The organism is Microcystis sp. M144S2 (assembly GCF_020246065.1).
In the GTDB taxonomy this organism is placed as follows: domain Bacteria; phylum Cyanobacteriota; class Cyanobacteriia; order Cyanobacteriales; family Microcystaceae; genus Microcystis; species Microcystis ichthyoblabe_A.
Genome location: NZ_JADBTR010000040.1, coordinates 15,930 through 30,155, shown reverse-complemented (window position 1 = coordinate 30,155; position 14,226 = coordinate 15,930). Strand labels below are relative to the sequence as shown.

The window sequence follows — 14,226 nt, the reverse complement described above, 5'->3', positions numbered from 1 at the left end:
TTTTGGTATAATGGACGGACTACTATATGTTAAATCTATGGAAGCTCTAGATTTTTCCGATCAACTACAATGGACCGCAGAAGCCAAGGCAAAACTGAAAAATATCCCCTATTTTGTTCGTTCCCAAGCGCGTCAAAGGATAGAAGAATTAGCTCGTCATGCCGGTTCCGATCGAGTTACCGTGGAAATGGTAGAACAGGCTAGAATAGAATTCGGACAGTAGATTTTTAGCCGCCAATTTGCGACATAGTACGGGTATAAATGCCACTTGATGTGCCAGAATCACGCAGTTTAAAGTTTATTTCTGCCTTCAGTTCTATTAATTCCCGCACTCTTTCCCTGATTTCTGCCGGCGAAATTCCCTGACGGAGGGCAGTTTTTAGGTCAATTTGTCCGGTTTCGTTGAGGAGACAGGGACGCAACCAACCATCGGCCGAAAGACGTAGGCGGTTACAGCGATCGCAAAAACATTCCGACATCTGACTAATAAAGCCAATTGTACCCTTAGCCCCCGGAATTTGAAAAACATCGGCTGGACCATTTCCCCGCACTTGACCCTCATTTAAGCCCCATTTTGCCCGAATTCGCCCCCTTAATTCCTCGTTCGCAATCCAAGCTTTTTCTTGAAATAAATCACCGTTACCGATGGGCATAAACTCGATAAAACGGACGTGCCAACGCTTCTCGATGGTCAAAGCCGCTAAATCTTCCACTTCTGCCTCATTTATCCCCGGAATCACCACCACATTCAATTTTAAGGGGTCAAAACCCACCCTCTGGGCTGCTTGAATACCTGCCCAAGTTTTTTGCCAACGACTCCGGCCGCGATTACCGATAATTTTATCGAAAGTGTCGGGGTCGAGGGAGTCTAAACTGATATTAATCCGTCTTAGTCCGGCCTCATACAACATTTCGGCTAAATTGTCAAGTAAATAACCATTAGTGGTCAAGGCTAAATCGCTAGTGGCAGATAAAGAGGCGATATCGCGCACAATCTCCACTACTTCGGGATGTAAGAGAGGTTCCCCACCAGTAAGACGAAATTTGCGGAAACCGAGGGGAATAAAGACATTTTTGACTAAAGTAAGAATTTCCTCCCGGGTGAGTAATTCTTGCGGTCGAACATAGGCCAATTCTGCATCTTCAGGCAGACAATACTGACAGCGAAAGTTACAGCGATCGATTAAACTAATCCTGAGATAGTCAATTTGGTTCCTGTTCACGGGCAAATACTGTTATAAAACTTCATGAATTTATCATAACAATTCCGGCTCGATCGATATCTAGACATCGGGCGAAGTTTCCAGAAAACCACGGTTAAATCTAGATTTTAGTCTATGATGACAATAGATTTGGTCAATGGCAAGAGCCAATAACGATTGGGAAATTTGATAATTTTTCTTGATTGTACTTAACTAAAAAGGTCAGCTAACACCAGCAAGAAATATTAACCAATCCTCTAGATATGGACAAACAGAATACTATCTAAATTGAGCGAGCCAGTAATGCTATGATCAAAAATTAATTATCTTGAGATGGTAATTTGTGTGATGTTACCTTTTTTGCTACCCATTGCCCAAACTCCCCCTAGTGTAGAAATAATCCGACCGGTGCAGGTGCGTCCTTTACCGAATCAACTAGATCAAGTTCCCGTTTTTAATAGCAATAGTCCCGAATTATTGCTAGGAGAAGGGATTTTGCTTTCGACTTTTCCCCCCCAAGAGAAAAGTCTCCCCTCGGCCCATTTAAATTATGCTTTTCAGGGACGCTTTGATATTTTTGCCCACCATGTAGCCAGGGGGAATTTTCCCGATAATTTACGCACCCTTTATTTGGGGATATTACTCCACAATCCCAGTCCTAATCCAGTCACCGTTAAAATTCTGCAAGGGGCTAGTTATTTGAGTCAACCGGATGCAGCTTTTATCGATTTACCGGCACAAGTGGAAAATAATCAGGGGACAGTTTTTGCCGGGCCGGGAAGTCGGGTAATGGGGGATATTTTAATGGGGCAGCGTCAGGATATTTTTCCCGATAGGATTATTATTCCGGCGGGGGAGAGTTTTATGGTCTTAAATGCGGCGATTCCCGTGCGCGATTTGACTCCCCCTTTAAACGGTAGGTCCACTTATCTCCGTCTGGAAAGTGACGGTCTTCTCTACGCTGCTAGTTTAGCTCTTTATGCACCCCTAGATGAAAATGGACAGGAAAGACCACCAAATCTTACAGAGTGGCAAAATTTGCTAGAAAAAGGCGATTTATCGACTCCGCGAGATCGAGCGCCCACTCCTCCCCATAGTCAAGGACAGATAATTTATGGACGGGTAGCGGGGGTGTCCCAAGGTTCAGCTTGGCCGGCCCGATTGGTCGATCGAGCTTCTTTATGGTTAAATATTCCTGATTCTGGTCAATCTATAGCCTATGGGATTAGCACCCTACCCGGGGGCAAACTGGGAACGGAACAAAATCAAAGTGCTAGTATGTTAGTTCGCTATCCCGATACGGCCTATCAAGCTCATGGTAATTACGGTGTGGAATATCGGTTAAGTTTACCTCTATTTAATCGAAGTGATGAGGCGAAAACGGTGACTATTGCGCTAGAAACACCGATTAAAGAGAATATTATCGGTCAGGGTTTGCGTTTTCTCGATCCGGCTGCCCCACAAGTGTTTTTTCGGGGAACAGTAGCCGTCAATTATAGCGATGACCAAGGACAGGCACAAAGCAGATTTTTCCATCTCGTCCAAAGACGCGGACAAGAGGGGCAATCTTTAGTGAGTCTGACTATTCCTCCCGGGGATTGGCGTGTAGTACAGGTAAATTTTTTATATCCACCAGATGCGACCCCTCCGCAGGTTTTAACGATTAAGACCGAGTAGAACAAGTTTAAAATTGGCCGTTAACGATCGCAATATTCCATTGACCGTCTTGGTTGGTTTCAAAGGCAATTTGGCGACCATCACCGCTAATGGTGGGATTACGGACGCTTCCCCGCAGGTTAGCGGTTAACAGGGTTGCACGGGACTGGGAACGATCATAAACCATGACATCACTCTTGCCGCGTTCGCTGGAGATATAAGCAATTAAACGACCGTCAGCATTCAGAGATGGCTGATCTTGGCTAGAATCGCTACGATTTAGGTTAGGAAGATTAACTAAGCGCTTTTCTTGCAGATCGAATAGATATATACTACGACGACCGGATCGATCGGAAGCGAAGGCTAAATAGCGACCATCAGCACTATAACTGGGGAATTGATCGGGAGCAAAACTATTTAAACCACCGGCGGGAACTTGGGGAGTGATCAAGAGAGGGGAATTACAGCCACTTATCCCCGATAACAGCCCAAAAGAGGCCAAAAATCGCCCCAGCCAGACAAAAAAATTTTTTTCTTTCATCTTGACTTTTGACCCCAAATGTGCTAGTAACTTTCTTCCTTGCCGACGGTTTTGAGGGTAAGTAGTTGATTGCCTTGACTGAGACTATCGGCGATCGCTTCTCGAATCGGTAGGTCAATACTGGTTTCAGCGAGGATTTCTTGGGCTTTTTGCCGCAAATCTGCCCCGGTATCGGCATCTACTTGGTCTAGATCGAGTAATTCCTGCGATAGCTGTTCGATCGAATTCGGGTTAGTCATAGCTCAGGCTCCCAACAAGCTTAATTACACTTTTATTGTATTGTAAAGAATAAGGCTTCTGTTTGTTTTTGATTTTTCTCAGCGATTAAGGGATTTTGACAAGCAATTAACCTTTCTGATGGATAATCTTCACTCTCAAATTCCACTAAGTTCACTCGATCGAAATAATACTAATTGAATCACTATACACGGCCGCCATTTTAGCCTAAACTTCCCCCATTTGTCTATTTAAGGAATATTACAATAAACACGGGGTATATAAAGAAAAGTTAATGGGTTTATCCATTGATGGATAAGGGTTTTCGGCTATTGTAGTAGATATGTATGGGGGGGGAAGTTCAGCAATACTACCCAATCAGCACCCTCAAGTCTGGCGGTTTAGTGGAAGAGCAGTTTATTGTCCGCATGGCAAGAGGAAAGGCTAGAATTAGAGAAGATTTTAGACTTTAATAGCAATTACATTTTCTAAGTAGTACGGCTATGAGCATCAGCGATCCCACTAGCCAAAAAGCCTCGTTAACTCAGCTAAATCGCGCTCTCCGGCACTTTACCGACCGACACGAGTTAACCTTGCGATTTGCAGAATATCTCAACGATGACGAGCTTGACCCCCATAAAATCCTATTCTTCTATGGGGATGGTGGCAATGGCAAGTCGCTGCTGCTGAAATTCTTATTGGAAAATTGTTGCAAGCGCTTTCCTTTAGAAACTTGGACAGAACTTAAAACCAAAACCCATCCTGAAATTGTTGAGTTTATTAAGACAATTACTGACTGGGAAAGTGACTTTCAATTTGTGCCAGCCACACTGTTGGATTTTGAATCCCCAGCCAGGTCATCGCGACCAGAACAACCTCAAGACAATTTCGACGGGCTACTGATTTTGCATAATCAGTTAATAACCAATGCTGTTCGCTTGGGATATAAACTCTCTTTTCCGCTCTATGAATTTTCTTGCATCTGGCATTTAAAACAGACAGGAAAACTCACGAATGAAACTGATATAACTAAGTGGTTTCCTTCACAAGAGTTATTTGTAGTTGGTGGGATTATTAACACAATTAAAACGATCGCTCAGGAGAACAAAGACTTGGCGGCCATACTAGGCTTGCCCGGTACCTTAGCGACACTAACAGCCAGCACGTTGAATCTCATAGCAAAACATTTGGGTAAGGACTTGAATCGTTACCTAAATGGTCGAGGACTCCAGAAAAAAGATTTTCAACGGATCACCGAGTTAGACCCCGATACGGAATTGATTGTTGCTTTACCTAACTTTTTTGCGGAAGATCTCAAGGTCGCCATGCAAAGAGAGGGCGCTCCTGAAAAACTGGTGCTGTTTTTCGACACCCACGAAGCCTTTTGGGGAGAAGGGCGCAATCAAGGAAGTGCCAGATTTTTCAAGCAGGATGAATGGCTGCGGTGTCTGTTGTCGCAGTTGTTGGAGTTGCCCCAAATTGTCATCGTCATGGCAGGACGGGAAATTCCCCAGTGGCATCGAGCCAGCTATTGTTCAATTACAGCGGACAAGTTAGAGTGCAGGCAAGTGTTCAACTTTCAAGTAACCGATGCCCTCGACTACCTACAAAGAGTCGGAATTGAGGATACCCAAGTGCAGCAGAGCTTGATTGCCTATAGTAGTTTTGATGGCGATTCCGTTCATCCTCTCTTGCTGGGGCTATGCGCGGATTTAGTCAGGATGGCGCCAGAAAAAAAAGAAGCCTTTACCGCTGCCGACTTTCAATCCGTTTCCGAGACAGGAGAGGGATTTAATCGGAAATTAGGGATTTTGGTAGAAAGACTCCTGAAATACACAGACAGGGTGTTGGAAGATGCGGTTTATGTCTTGAGTGCCTGTCGAGCCTTTAATGAAGACCTTTACTTTCATCTGGGCGAATCCTTGAAATGCAATCCCTCCCATGCTGCCTTTGACTCGCTCCTCAGTTTTTCCTTCGTCTGGCAGGCAGAACAACAAGGTGAAGGGTGGTATCGTCTTCATCCCTTCATCCGTCGTTTCAACCACGAGCAGAAGCGGGAGCGAACCCAGGCTGCCCATCAAGTCTTGGAGCGGTACTATCGAGAAAGGGGCAATCTGGCTGAAGCTCTCTATCATGCTTACTGGCAAGAACCTCTGAGAGCAAAAGAGGAGTGGATCGAAGTTTTTGGAAAAGCCAACCAACAGGAGGACAATGAACTATGTCAGGCACTAGCGGAAATCAAGAAAGAAATTCCTTTCTAGACGGCCAAATTGCCCAATTAATGGGGGATTATCTAACTCGCTTGCAGCGATATGAGGAAGCTAGGGAGGAATACCAAGAAGCTAGTGAAGGGTATGAAAATATCTCTCCCGCTTCCCCGGACTTTGAGACAGCCCAAAATAACCAAAAAGTAGTTCTGGGAAAACTTAATCGCTTACCAGAGCGGCAGAAATCCAGTCAAGACTACCGTTTAGAAAGGCTCTTTGCTGTTGAAAAGGAACAATCTCGTTCAGTTTCCTTAAAAAGCCGAGTCAATTTGAGCCAATGGTTGCAAAATGTTTTTGAGGAAAGCTGGCAGACGATTGAACAGCTTTTTGCACCTGGAGAACCCTGTTTTGCTTATGCTTATGCCTTACGCGAGCGCGGGGCTGATTTTATGGATTCCAAGACGGTTAGCGATTTAATTGAGACGATTTATACCAGTCAGGAGGAGCATCGCCGCAGACAAGCAGCACTGCGCTTGGGAGAGATGGGAACTGCATCTTCTGAGGTATTGGCGGCTCTGACTCACTTGCTAGAGGCAACTCAGGATGAAGAAACCCGTTGGAGTGCGGCAGAGAGTTTATGGCGGCTCGCTCCGCATAACTTGGCAGGTGGGTTGAGGAGAGTTAAAGATTTAGGAATGCTGATCGGGGAACACCCAGTGACTCTAATGGTGGCTGTCTTGCCTAAAACTGACGCAACGAGGGCGGTTCTTTTAAGGGTTTATCCGATGCGAAACCAGAAATATTTGCCTGCCCACTTACAATTAGTGGTGCTGGATGAGGCTGGGAAAACCTTTTTGGAAACTGAGGCAAGAGAACTGGACAATTACATCCAACTCAAGTTTAGTGGTTCACCGCGAGAACAGTTCAGTGTCAGGGTGGGACTGGGAGAGGCAAATATTACCGAAGATTTTACCCTCTAGCAGAACTTTCCCCCTGAGAAATTGCTAGGAACTAAAGTACAAGTAAACGGAGAAAGTTTAATCATGAAAACCGCACTAACCGAATACAAGCATATTCAAATAGACGAACGCGGGATACCAATGATTGCAAGCTCGACAATGAAGGTGATTGATCTGGTGATGGCTCAGATGGCTTACGGTTGGACTCCTGAAGAAATTCAAATCAACCATCGCCATTTGAGTATGAGTCAGATTCACTCAGCCTTCGCCTACTATTGGGATCATAAAGAGGAATTGGACGGGGCGATCGCTGCCGATCTGGAGTATGCCCAAAAAATGCGGCACTCAGCGATCGAGTCGCCTTTTGTGGCCAGACTTAAAACACAAGGAATTCTCAAGTGAGCCTCAAACTTTATATGGATGAAAACGTACATGGAGCCATCACGATAGGATTGCGCCTTCGAGATGTTGATGTGCTGACAGTTCAGGAAGATGGTTATTCTGGTAGCCCTGACCCCGTAATTCTAGACCGATCAACAGCACTAGGAAGAATTGTTTTTACACAAGACAGGGATTTCTTAGTTGAAGGGAGTCACCGTCAGACAGTAGGAATAGACTTCGCTGGAGTTGTTTATGCTCATCAGTTAATGGTTTCAATTGGCGACTGCATACGCGACTTAGAACTCATCACCAAACTGGGAAACCCCGAAGAATTTGTGAATCGCATTCAATACTTACCCTTTTAAATAGGCGATCTATTAATATTTTTTTTAACAACGACAGGTGGTAGCAATGGTTAAGTTAGTGACTGTTAAATTGGGAGAAGGCAACTGGGAACAGGGATTTCCTGTTATCCTGCAAATTGCTGAGGAAGGCTCCCCTCCTTCGATCGAAGTTACAGGTAAATTGCCAAGCGCTCCGGAAATTCCCCAAAACTATGACCAATGGCAGTCTAGTTATAGACATTTGCCTGTTGTTGTCAGGCTAACAGCACCTGCTACCCAAATTACCAATGTTTCCACTACTGCCGACTGTCGCCAGACCCTTCAAACTTTGCAAGATAGCCTCAAACGCTGGCTGAACTCCGAGTCGTTTCGTCCGGTGAGAGAGCGTCTGTTAGAGAATTTGAACCGTTCCGAACCCATTCGCTTCATCATTCAAGCTGGGGATGGCTATTTGCGGCGGCTACCTTGGAATTTGATTGAGTTCTTTGACCATTATCCCAAGTCAGAGGTTGCGATCGCCGCTCCTGTCTTTGAAAAAATTGTTAGCCCACCTTCCCCCACCAAAAGGCTGAGAATCTTGGCAATTTTAGGCAATAGCGAGGGCATTGACGTGACGGCAGATAGACGCTTCTTGGAGAATTTGCCAGGGGCTGAGACGGTTTTTTTGGTAGAACCGCCTCGACAAAAGATTAGCGAACAACTTTGGGAACAACACTGGGACATCCTTTTTTTTGCCGGACACAGCCATACGGAAGGGGAAGTGGGGCGCATTTATATTAATCAAAGGGAAAGTTTGACTATCGGTGAGTTAAAACATGGTTTGAGGACAGCGATCGAAGGGGGGTTACAGTTAGCCATTTTTAACTCTTGTGATGGGTTGGGGTTGGCCAAGGAATTGGAGAATTTGCAAATTCCTCAAGCGATCGTCATGCGAGAACCTGTACCCGATAAGGTGGCACAGGAGTTTTTAAAGCATTTTCTCAAGGCATTTTCTAGGGGTAAATCTTTGTATTTGTCGGTGCGGACGGCGAGAGAACGTCTAGCTGAAGAAGGATTAGATACGGAACTGCCGGGGGTGATGGGGCTGCCCCTTATTTGTCAAAATCCTGCTGCTACTCCTCTGGTTTGGACAAGGAAGAAGAAGCTATCAATACTTTATCAGGGTAAGCTGGTTATCGGTGCTTTAGCTTTGGGGGCTGTTTTACTGTTAATACCAAAAATAATTACAATTACTTCCCCTTATCGGGTCTATGACCCGAATAAGGAACAGTTGAATGCTGACCTTAAAATTTCCTATCCCAAAAACTGGAAAATTACATATCCCAAAAGTTGGCAAGCGATACCTGGAGAGCTAATAAATGGGGAAGTAGTTCAATTTGTTGCTCCAAAAGATAATATATCAAAATCTTTTCCTGCGATGGTTATAGTTAATATTCATTCCTTAGAATCCCCTACTACACTAGATGAATTTACTAAAAAGACGGTCAATCAAATTAGTCAAAAATTTACGCAAGACTTTATTACTAAACCAATCCCCGCTAAGTTGGGTAAGTTAGATGCTATGCAAATTATTTATACTGAACAACAGGGAGGTAAAAAAATTAAAATCAAACAAATTTTGTCATTAACGGCAAATCACGCCTACATTATTAACTATAAAGCGGAATCAGAAAATTTTTCTGAACTTGAGGGAACTGCTCAAAAAATAATTAATTCATTCACTATTGATTAAACTCTGTTTTTGCAGTTAGATTGATACAAAAATGATAACAAATGGGGAAATATTCATGCAAATTCAGATTGCTTTACCTGACAATATTGTATCTTCTCTTGAAGCTAAATGGGGAAGTTTAGAGTGTAGGTTAATGGAAATGGTTATCGTTGAAGCGTATTGGCAAAGGTCGATTAGTGTTGGGAAAGTGCGAGAGTTATTAGGGATGAAAACTCGCCTTGAAGTTGACGCATTTTTAAAAGCTAAAGGGGTAGATTTACCTTACAGTGAAGCTGATTTGGAAGCGGATAGTCAAATCCATGAACAACTGCGACAAGAAGAAAAATTAAAACCCCTATGATTGTGGTTTCAGATACTTCACCGATTTGTTATCTTTTACTTAACTTATTGGTCAAATTCAATAATTTCTATAGTCAAAATCTCCTTAGATTTATTCACAACTAGCTCAACTATTTCCAACCATTGTGAACCTAGCAAAGTTTCTGGAATTTCATCTCCAGCATGAACCGGAATAATAAACTCTTTACCATCAATAATGACCTGACCTTCATAAAGGTCAAAAAACTCCTTTCCTCTAGCTGTTTGCATCTCAATTTGGGAGGCAATTAAAGTCCACTGTAGTGCTTCTAAATCTTGGGAGTTAATCGCCAGCCAACCGGTGGTAAAACCTGTATCTAGTAGAACTTCAAGGGGAAATTGTTCGCCATTAGCTGCTATCAAGTCAATTTCAAAGAGTAACTCTCCATTTTCTCCAAATATGCCTACAATCATATCATGCCACAGGCTCCTGTTTCATTGAGGCGGAAAGTAGTCAATTTAACTTCTGTATTCGCATATTGATGGCGAATTTTTTGCATTAAACCTTCGAGGGTAGGGTCAATTAAATAATCTCCACTATTGGCTTCAATAGCAATAAACCAGTTATAATATTTCTCGATCAATTCTGGACGTATTTGCTCGAAAATCTCTCGACAGCGCCTACCAAGTTCATCTCTTCTAGTTTTGCGTAATGCTAATTCTTGGGGTGAAATGATAGAGTCTGACAAGATTCTTCCTTGATATTTTTGGTGACTTTTGGATAGTTGTTTCATCTTGCTAATATTGACTGATTACAGGTATTTTAAGTTAAACAAACCAGATTTTTATCTCGCACCAAAGTAACTCATTAATTCTGGATTACACAAATTATACACTAACTAATTAATTAAATCAACTACATTCATGCTGACTTCTACTGAATCTCTTTGAGTTTTTCCAATGCTGTTTGGTACATTTCTATATTATTTTGTTGTTGATAGAGGTCTGCAGCTTTTTGTAAGTCTTCTCTAGCTCCTTGTTTGTCTTTAAGCTCAAGACGAGCAAGCCCTCGATTGTAGTAAACTTCAGCTAATTGGGGATTGACAATTGGTTCTCTAGTCAAAGTAACTTTAAATTCCCCCTTACCTGGGCGGGAAATTCTTAGGGTTACTTGGGTTCCCTTCTTACCGCGCAATAAATTAACTACTTCTTCTAAACTCAGATTAGCGGTGGATTTATCGTCAATTTCTAGCACTTGGTCGCCTGTTTTGATACCTGCTTTGTAGGCTGGTAAATTGTCAGTTACTGCTACGATTGTTAGAATTTTAGTCTGTGCATTAATTTCTGTTTGAACACCAATTCCTGCAATCTCCTGAACACGCAATAAAACTTGGTTATAATCTTCAACAGCTTTCGGATAGTCTTTCAGACTAGCGCGGATTAAGCCCCGAATGTAGTAAGCCTGCAATAAATCAGAATTCAGGTGCAAAGCTTTGTTAAGGTCCTCAATTGCTTTCTGACTTTCTCCCTGTTGAGCAAGGGCAATACCGCGTCTTAAGTATGCTTCGACATAGTCAGACTTGAGACGAATCGCTTCAGTATAATCAGTGATCGCTTCAGTATAATCTCCTTGACTATGGTGAGCATAACCTCTATTGAAGGAGACTTCAGCATTTTCAGAGCTTGCTAGAGAAGTTTCCTTGCTCATTGTTGGGACTTGGGAAGCTGTAAACTCTCCATTTTGAGTTCTTCCTCGGAAATCATGAGCACCAGCATAAATTGAGTAAGTACCCTTTATCGTCTTATTCGGCAAAAATTCTAGGCGCACATCAGTATTTGGAAAACCAGCAGCCTGCAAAGTTCCAAGTATTCCAAATAGCTCTAGAACGTTGTTTTGATTAATAAGTCCCTCAAACACTCCTTCACCATAAAGTCCTTGAGAAAAAGCTATCCGTACTTGAACCCTACGAGACGAACTATCGATCTCAACGATTTCGATAGATATCTTGCCCGGTGATTGAAAGGTAGTATTTAGAGCTGGTCCCTCATATAAAGTAACATTGGCTGGTTCTACAGCAGATGGAGTTCTTTGAAGTTCGGTAATTCTTGCCAATGCTTGCCGAGAAAAAAATGTGTTCCCTTGCTGCCGATAGAGTGCTACTGCTTTCTGAAAATCAGCCAAGGCTGATTGCCTATCTCTCAATTTACTGTAAGCCAGTCCTCTATCGTAATATGCTTCGGCATAGTTAGGATTAAGCTGGATCGCTTTATTGTAGTAAAAGATCGCTTCCTGATTGTCTCCTTCGTTAGAATAACGTCCACCCCAACTATAGTAAAAATAAGCATTATTGGGATTAAGCCGAATTGCCTTTCCTAAATCAGCAATTGCTTCAGCTCTATCTCCCCGATAATATTGAAGAAGACCACGGCTATAGTAAGCATCAGCATAATTGGGAGCAATTTCAAGAGCTTTGTTTACATCTGCTAAAGCACCTTCTCTATCTTCCCATTCAGATCTGATGTAACTTCGCTGGAGGTAAGACTCTGCATAATCAGGGTCAATTTCAAGAGCTTTATTGACATCGGCTAAAGCACCTTCTTTATCTCCTAACTTAGCTCTAACAGAACTACGGTTATTGTAAGCCCAGGGATGAGGATTAATTTTAATCGCTTGATCATAGGCTACAATCGCTTCTTGATAACGTTCCTGCGCTTGTAGTAAAATTCCTTGATATACGCGAACTAAAAAATCCTTGGGATTAAGAGCAACAGCTTTCTCAATAGATGCCAGAGCTTCTGGATATCGCTGTAAATTGATAAGTGCTTCACCTTTTCCTCGCCAAGCAAGAGCAAATTTTTCCTGACTTTCTTGAATGGCTCTTTCAAAAGCTTCAAGAGCTTCTGAATATTTTTCTAGAGATAACAATACCAGCCCCCGCGAATACCAAGCTTGATAAAAATCAGGTTTAATTTGAATTGCCCTGTCAAAGGCAGCCAAAGCTTCTTCATATTGTTCTAACCGCCATAGTTGATTGCCATAATTTAGCCAATTGATAGCATCATTGCTGTTGTTTGGTTTTTGTACTCTTTTGAGTAAAGATAATTTGATTGATTGAGTCTCTGATTCAGTAAGTGATGGTGGTTCAGCAGTATATATCCTCAACTGCGTCGGTTCTATTCCCACCTTAGTTACTAGACTCAAAAAAGTATTAATTGGGACTCCTAGACTATAACCTAGATGCATCGAACGTCCTGATCCAGCTTCATCTACAACGGCTTCTCCGTCTGCTCTTCCGTGAATCCCAATAACGTGTCCACGTATATCTAACACGGGACCACCACTAACCCCCGCTTCAGTGATATTAGTATAAACCAATTCATAACCATAAGTTAAAGAAAGAGAATCTTTGACTGATATAGATCCCCATTCTTTGTTGAAAAGAGTTCCAATGGTAAACAAGCGATTATTTTTTCCATTGGCTACTGTTGAACCTGGCAAACCCGAAACAAAAACTAACCCCCCCTTCTTCTCTAAATCGTGTCTTGCTAACGTTGCTACCTGATAAGAAAGCTTGCTGGTAAATTTCAATACAGCTAGGTCAACACCTGGTAAGGTTTTTACTGTATTTTCATTCACATCCACTAAATATCGTTGATTATCAGGGGTGATAATCTCAAGTTTTTTTCTATCACATTCCTCCGTTTCACGGATAACGTGTTCGGCAGTAAGAACAGTATAGGTGTTGCCTTGTTTGACTATAATTACCCCCGATCCTTTGCAATGTGATGTATTTGGCACATCGATTTGTACTGTAATTTGTTGGGCAATATTGTTAACATCATTAGCGATAGGCGGCAAGTTTTCTTCCGTTGCAGTGGGAGTTCCAGCAGCTAACGCCTCTACTGAGGCATATTGCGGAGCTAATTGAGCAAAAGTCTGTATGGGAATGCCCCAACTGTAGCGGCTCATCAAATCTCGTAGGGCATCAGTAGGACGAGAACCATCTTCATAGACATAAGGATCTCCCCACAGAGGATCGGCGTGAATGCCATTAATGCCAATAACCTGACCCTGACGGTTCAGAATCGGTCCCCCACTCATGCCCTTTTCAATGTTGTTGCTGTAGCCTATCTGGTAGCCTTCCTTAAAAGCTCGTTCCGGCACTAATAAAACTTGTCCTGTCGCCAAAGTAAACCCACTGGGTTGAGATAAATCAGCATCAAAGGGAAAGCCAGCCGCAAAAATTGGCTCGTTGACTGCCACCGTTGCTAAATTGGTCAGGGAAGCCACTGCATAGTCAGCACTGGCACGAAATTGCAACAGGGCTAAATCCTTCCCTTGAAAGTTTACTCCCGCGACTGACGTGGCTTTATGGAAGTTACCGTCAGGAGTTTGGATGCGAGTAGATTTTCCAGGGGCGAGGACGTGCTGGTTAGTCAAGACGGTATAAACCTGACCTTCTTTTTTAATCAAAATTCCCGACCCACCACTATCTCCTGATAAAACTTTGACCGTGATAGACTGAGCCAGCTTTTGTAGTTTTTGTAGTTGCTCCGGTGACAGTTGAGAAGTGACGGTTTGCGCTACTACGCTGGGGACAGTCCAACTGAGAGGAAAACTCTGGATAGGGAGCAACAATAAGCCTGCCATTCCCGTTGCCAGGACTAGAAATTTATAATTCATCAGCTTT

Annotated in this window: 14 protein-coding genes; 8 read left to right on the top strand and 6 right to left on the bottom strand. The window is 42.9% G+C overall.

Translation table 11 applies throughout. The features are described from left to right. The first annotated feature begins 37 nt into the window (after positions 1–37). Positions 38–223, top strand: a complete 186-nt coding sequence (locus IM462_RS05140) for a PCP reductase family protein (RefSeq protein WP_002795651.1) — start codon at positions 38–40, stop codon at positions 221–223. Positions 224–227: 4 nt separating this feature from the next. On the opposite strand, the gene moaA is transcribed toward IM462_RS05140, so the two are convergent. Further along, a complete protein-coding gene (moaA, locus tag IM462_RS05135) occupies positions 228–1,223 on the bottom strand; it encodes a GTP 3',8-cyclase MoaA (RefSeq protein ID WP_008205102.1) in 996 nt (331 codons plus the stop codon). A 312-nt stretch (positions 1,224–1,535) separates the two neighbouring features. On the opposite strand from moaA, the gene IM462_RS05130 reads away from it, so the two are divergent. After that, on the top strand, positions 1,536–2,879 hold the full coding sequence (locus IM462_RS05130; RefSeq protein ID WP_287700128.1) for a DUF3370 domain-containing protein: 1,344 nt from the start codon (positions 1,536–1,538) through the stop codon (positions 2,877–2,879). 7 nt (positions 2,880–2,886) lie between these two features. Here the strand turns inward: IM462_RS05130 and IM462_RS05125 are convergent, their stop codons facing one another. Both IM462_RS05125 and IM462_RS05120 read right to left on the bottom strand, forming a co-directional pair. Further along, on the bottom strand, positions 2,887–3,399 hold the full coding sequence (locus tag IM462_RS05125; protein WP_287700127.1) for a TolB family protein: 513 nt from the start codon (positions 3,397–3,399) through the stop codon (positions 2,887–2,889). Between the two features lie 23 nt (positions 3,400–3,422). Further along, a complete protein-coding gene (locus IM462_RS05120) occupies positions 3,423–3,638 on the bottom strand; it encodes a hypothetical protein (protein ID WP_002737387.1) in 216 nt (71 codons plus the stop codon). A 480-nt stretch (positions 3,639–4,118) separates the two neighbouring features. Between IM462_RS05120 and IM462_RS05115 the strand changes: the two genes are divergently transcribed. The 6 genes from IM462_RS05115 (at position 4,119) to IM462_RS05090 (ending at position 9,578) form a co-directional block, all read left to right on the top strand. Next, entirely contained in the window at positions 4,119–5,876 is a 1,758-nt protein-coding gene (locus IM462_RS05115; RefSeq protein WP_002777855.1) for a hypothetical protein, read from the top strand. Next, the gene (locus IM462_RS05110) at positions 5,834–6,802 is read left to right on the top strand and encodes a DUF1822 family protein (RefSeq protein WP_287700126.1); all 969 of its coding nucleotides are present in this window, start codon (positions 5,834–5,836) and stop codon (positions 6,800–6,802) included. The genes IM462_RS05115 and IM462_RS05110 overlap by 43 nt, the downstream gene beginning before the upstream one ends. A 63-nt stretch (positions 6,803–6,865) precedes the next feature. Further along, on the top strand, positions 6,866–7,183 hold the full coding sequence (locus IM462_RS05105; protein ID WP_002748414.1) for a DUF433 domain-containing protein: 318 nt from the start codon (positions 6,866–6,868) through the stop codon (positions 7,181–7,183). A gap of 14 nt (positions 7,184–7,197) precedes the next feature. Beyond that, positions 7,198–7,527 (top strand): DUF5615 family PIN-like protein, encoded by a 330-nt coding sequence (locus IM462_RS05100; protein ID WP_287691780.1) that lies wholly within the window; start codon positions 7,198–7,200, stop codon positions 7,525–7,527. 46 nt (positions 7,528–7,573) lie between these two features. Further along, positions 7,574–9,238 (top strand): CHAT domain-containing protein, encoded by a 1,665-nt coding sequence (locus IM462_RS05095; RefSeq protein ID WP_287700125.1) that lies wholly within the window; start codon positions 7,574–7,576, stop codon positions 9,236–9,238. A 55-nt stretch (positions 9,239–9,293) separates the two neighbouring features. Next, positions 9,294–9,578, top strand: a complete 285-nt coding sequence (locus IM462_RS05090; RefSeq protein WP_016516854.1) for a UPF0175 family protein — start codon at positions 9,294–9,296, stop codon at positions 9,576–9,578. A gap of 44 nt (positions 9,579–9,622) precedes the next feature. On the opposite strand, the gene IM462_RS05085 is transcribed toward IM462_RS05090, so the two are convergent. From IM462_RS05085 to IM462_RS05075, 3 genes are all read right to left on the bottom strand, one after another. Next, positions 9,623–10,009, bottom strand: a complete 387-nt coding sequence (locus IM462_RS05085) for an aspartyl protease (RefSeq protein WP_123230638.1) — start codon at positions 10,007–10,009, stop codon at positions 9,623–9,625. Next, complete coding sequence (locus IM462_RS05080; protein WP_260441855.1) at positions 10,006–10,284, bottom strand: hypothetical protein; 279 nt, start codon at positions 10,282–10,284, stop codon at positions 10,006–10,008. The genes IM462_RS05085 and IM462_RS05080 overlap by 4 nt, the downstream gene beginning before the upstream one ends. A gap of 185 nt (positions 10,285–10,469) precedes the next feature. Further along, positions 10,470–14,219: a tetratricopeptide repeat protein gene (locus tag IM462_RS05075; protein ID WP_192576002.1), complete on the bottom strand. Its 3,750-nt coding sequence runs from the start codon at positions 14,217–14,219 to the stop codon at positions 10,470–10,472. Between the last annotated feature and the right edge of the window lie 7 nt (positions 14,220–14,226).

Excerpts from the sequence above, each read along its gene's own strand:
- IM462_RS05110 (WP_287700126.1), top strand. The coding sequence starts at position 5,834 with ATGTCAGGCACTAGCGGAAATCAAGAAAGAAATTCCTTTCTAGACGGC.
- IM462_RS05100 (WP_287691780.1), top strand. The coding sequence starts at position 7,198 with ATGGATGAAAACGTACATGGAGCCATCACGATAGGATTGCGCCTTCGA.
- IM462_RS05075 (WP_192576002.1), bottom strand. The coding sequence starts at position 14,219 with ATGAATTATAAATTTCTAGTCCTGGCAACGGGAATGGCAGGCTTATTG.
- IM462_RS05090 (WP_016516854.1), top strand. The coding sequence starts at position 9,294 with ATGCAAATTCAGATTGCTTTACCTGACAATATTGTATCTTCTCTTGAA.
- IM462_RS05095 (WP_287700125.1), top strand. The coding sequence starts at position 7,574 with ATGGTTAAGTTAGTGACTGTTAAATTGGGAGAAGGCAACTGGGAACAG.
- IM462_RS05125 (WP_287700127.1), bottom strand. The coding sequence starts at position 3,399 with ATGAAAGAAAAAAATTTTTTTGTCTGGCTGGGGCGATTTTTGGCCTCT.
- IM462_RS05115 (WP_002777855.1), top strand. The coding sequence starts at position 4,119 with ATGAGCATCAGCGATCCCACTAGCCAAAAAGCCTCGTTAACTCAGCTA.
- IM462_RS05130 (WP_287700128.1), top strand. The coding sequence starts at position 1,536 with ATGGTAATTTGTGTGATGTTACCTTTTTTGCTACCCATTGCCCAAACT.
- IM462_RS05085 (WP_123230638.1), bottom strand. The coding sequence starts at position 10,009 with ATGATTGTAGGCATATTTGGAGAAAATGGAGAGTTACTCTTTGAAATT.
- IM462_RS05120 (WP_002737387.1), bottom strand. The coding sequence starts at position 3,638 with ATGACTAACCCGAATTCGATCGAACAGCTATCGCAGGAATTACTCGAT.
- IM462_RS05140 (WP_002795651.1), top strand. The coding sequence starts at position 38 with ATGGAAGCTCTAGATTTTTCCGATCAACTACAATGGACCGCAGAAGCC.
- IM462_RS05105 (WP_002748414.1), top strand. The coding sequence starts at position 6,866 with ATGAAAACCGCACTAACCGAATACAAGCATATTCAAATAGACGAACGC.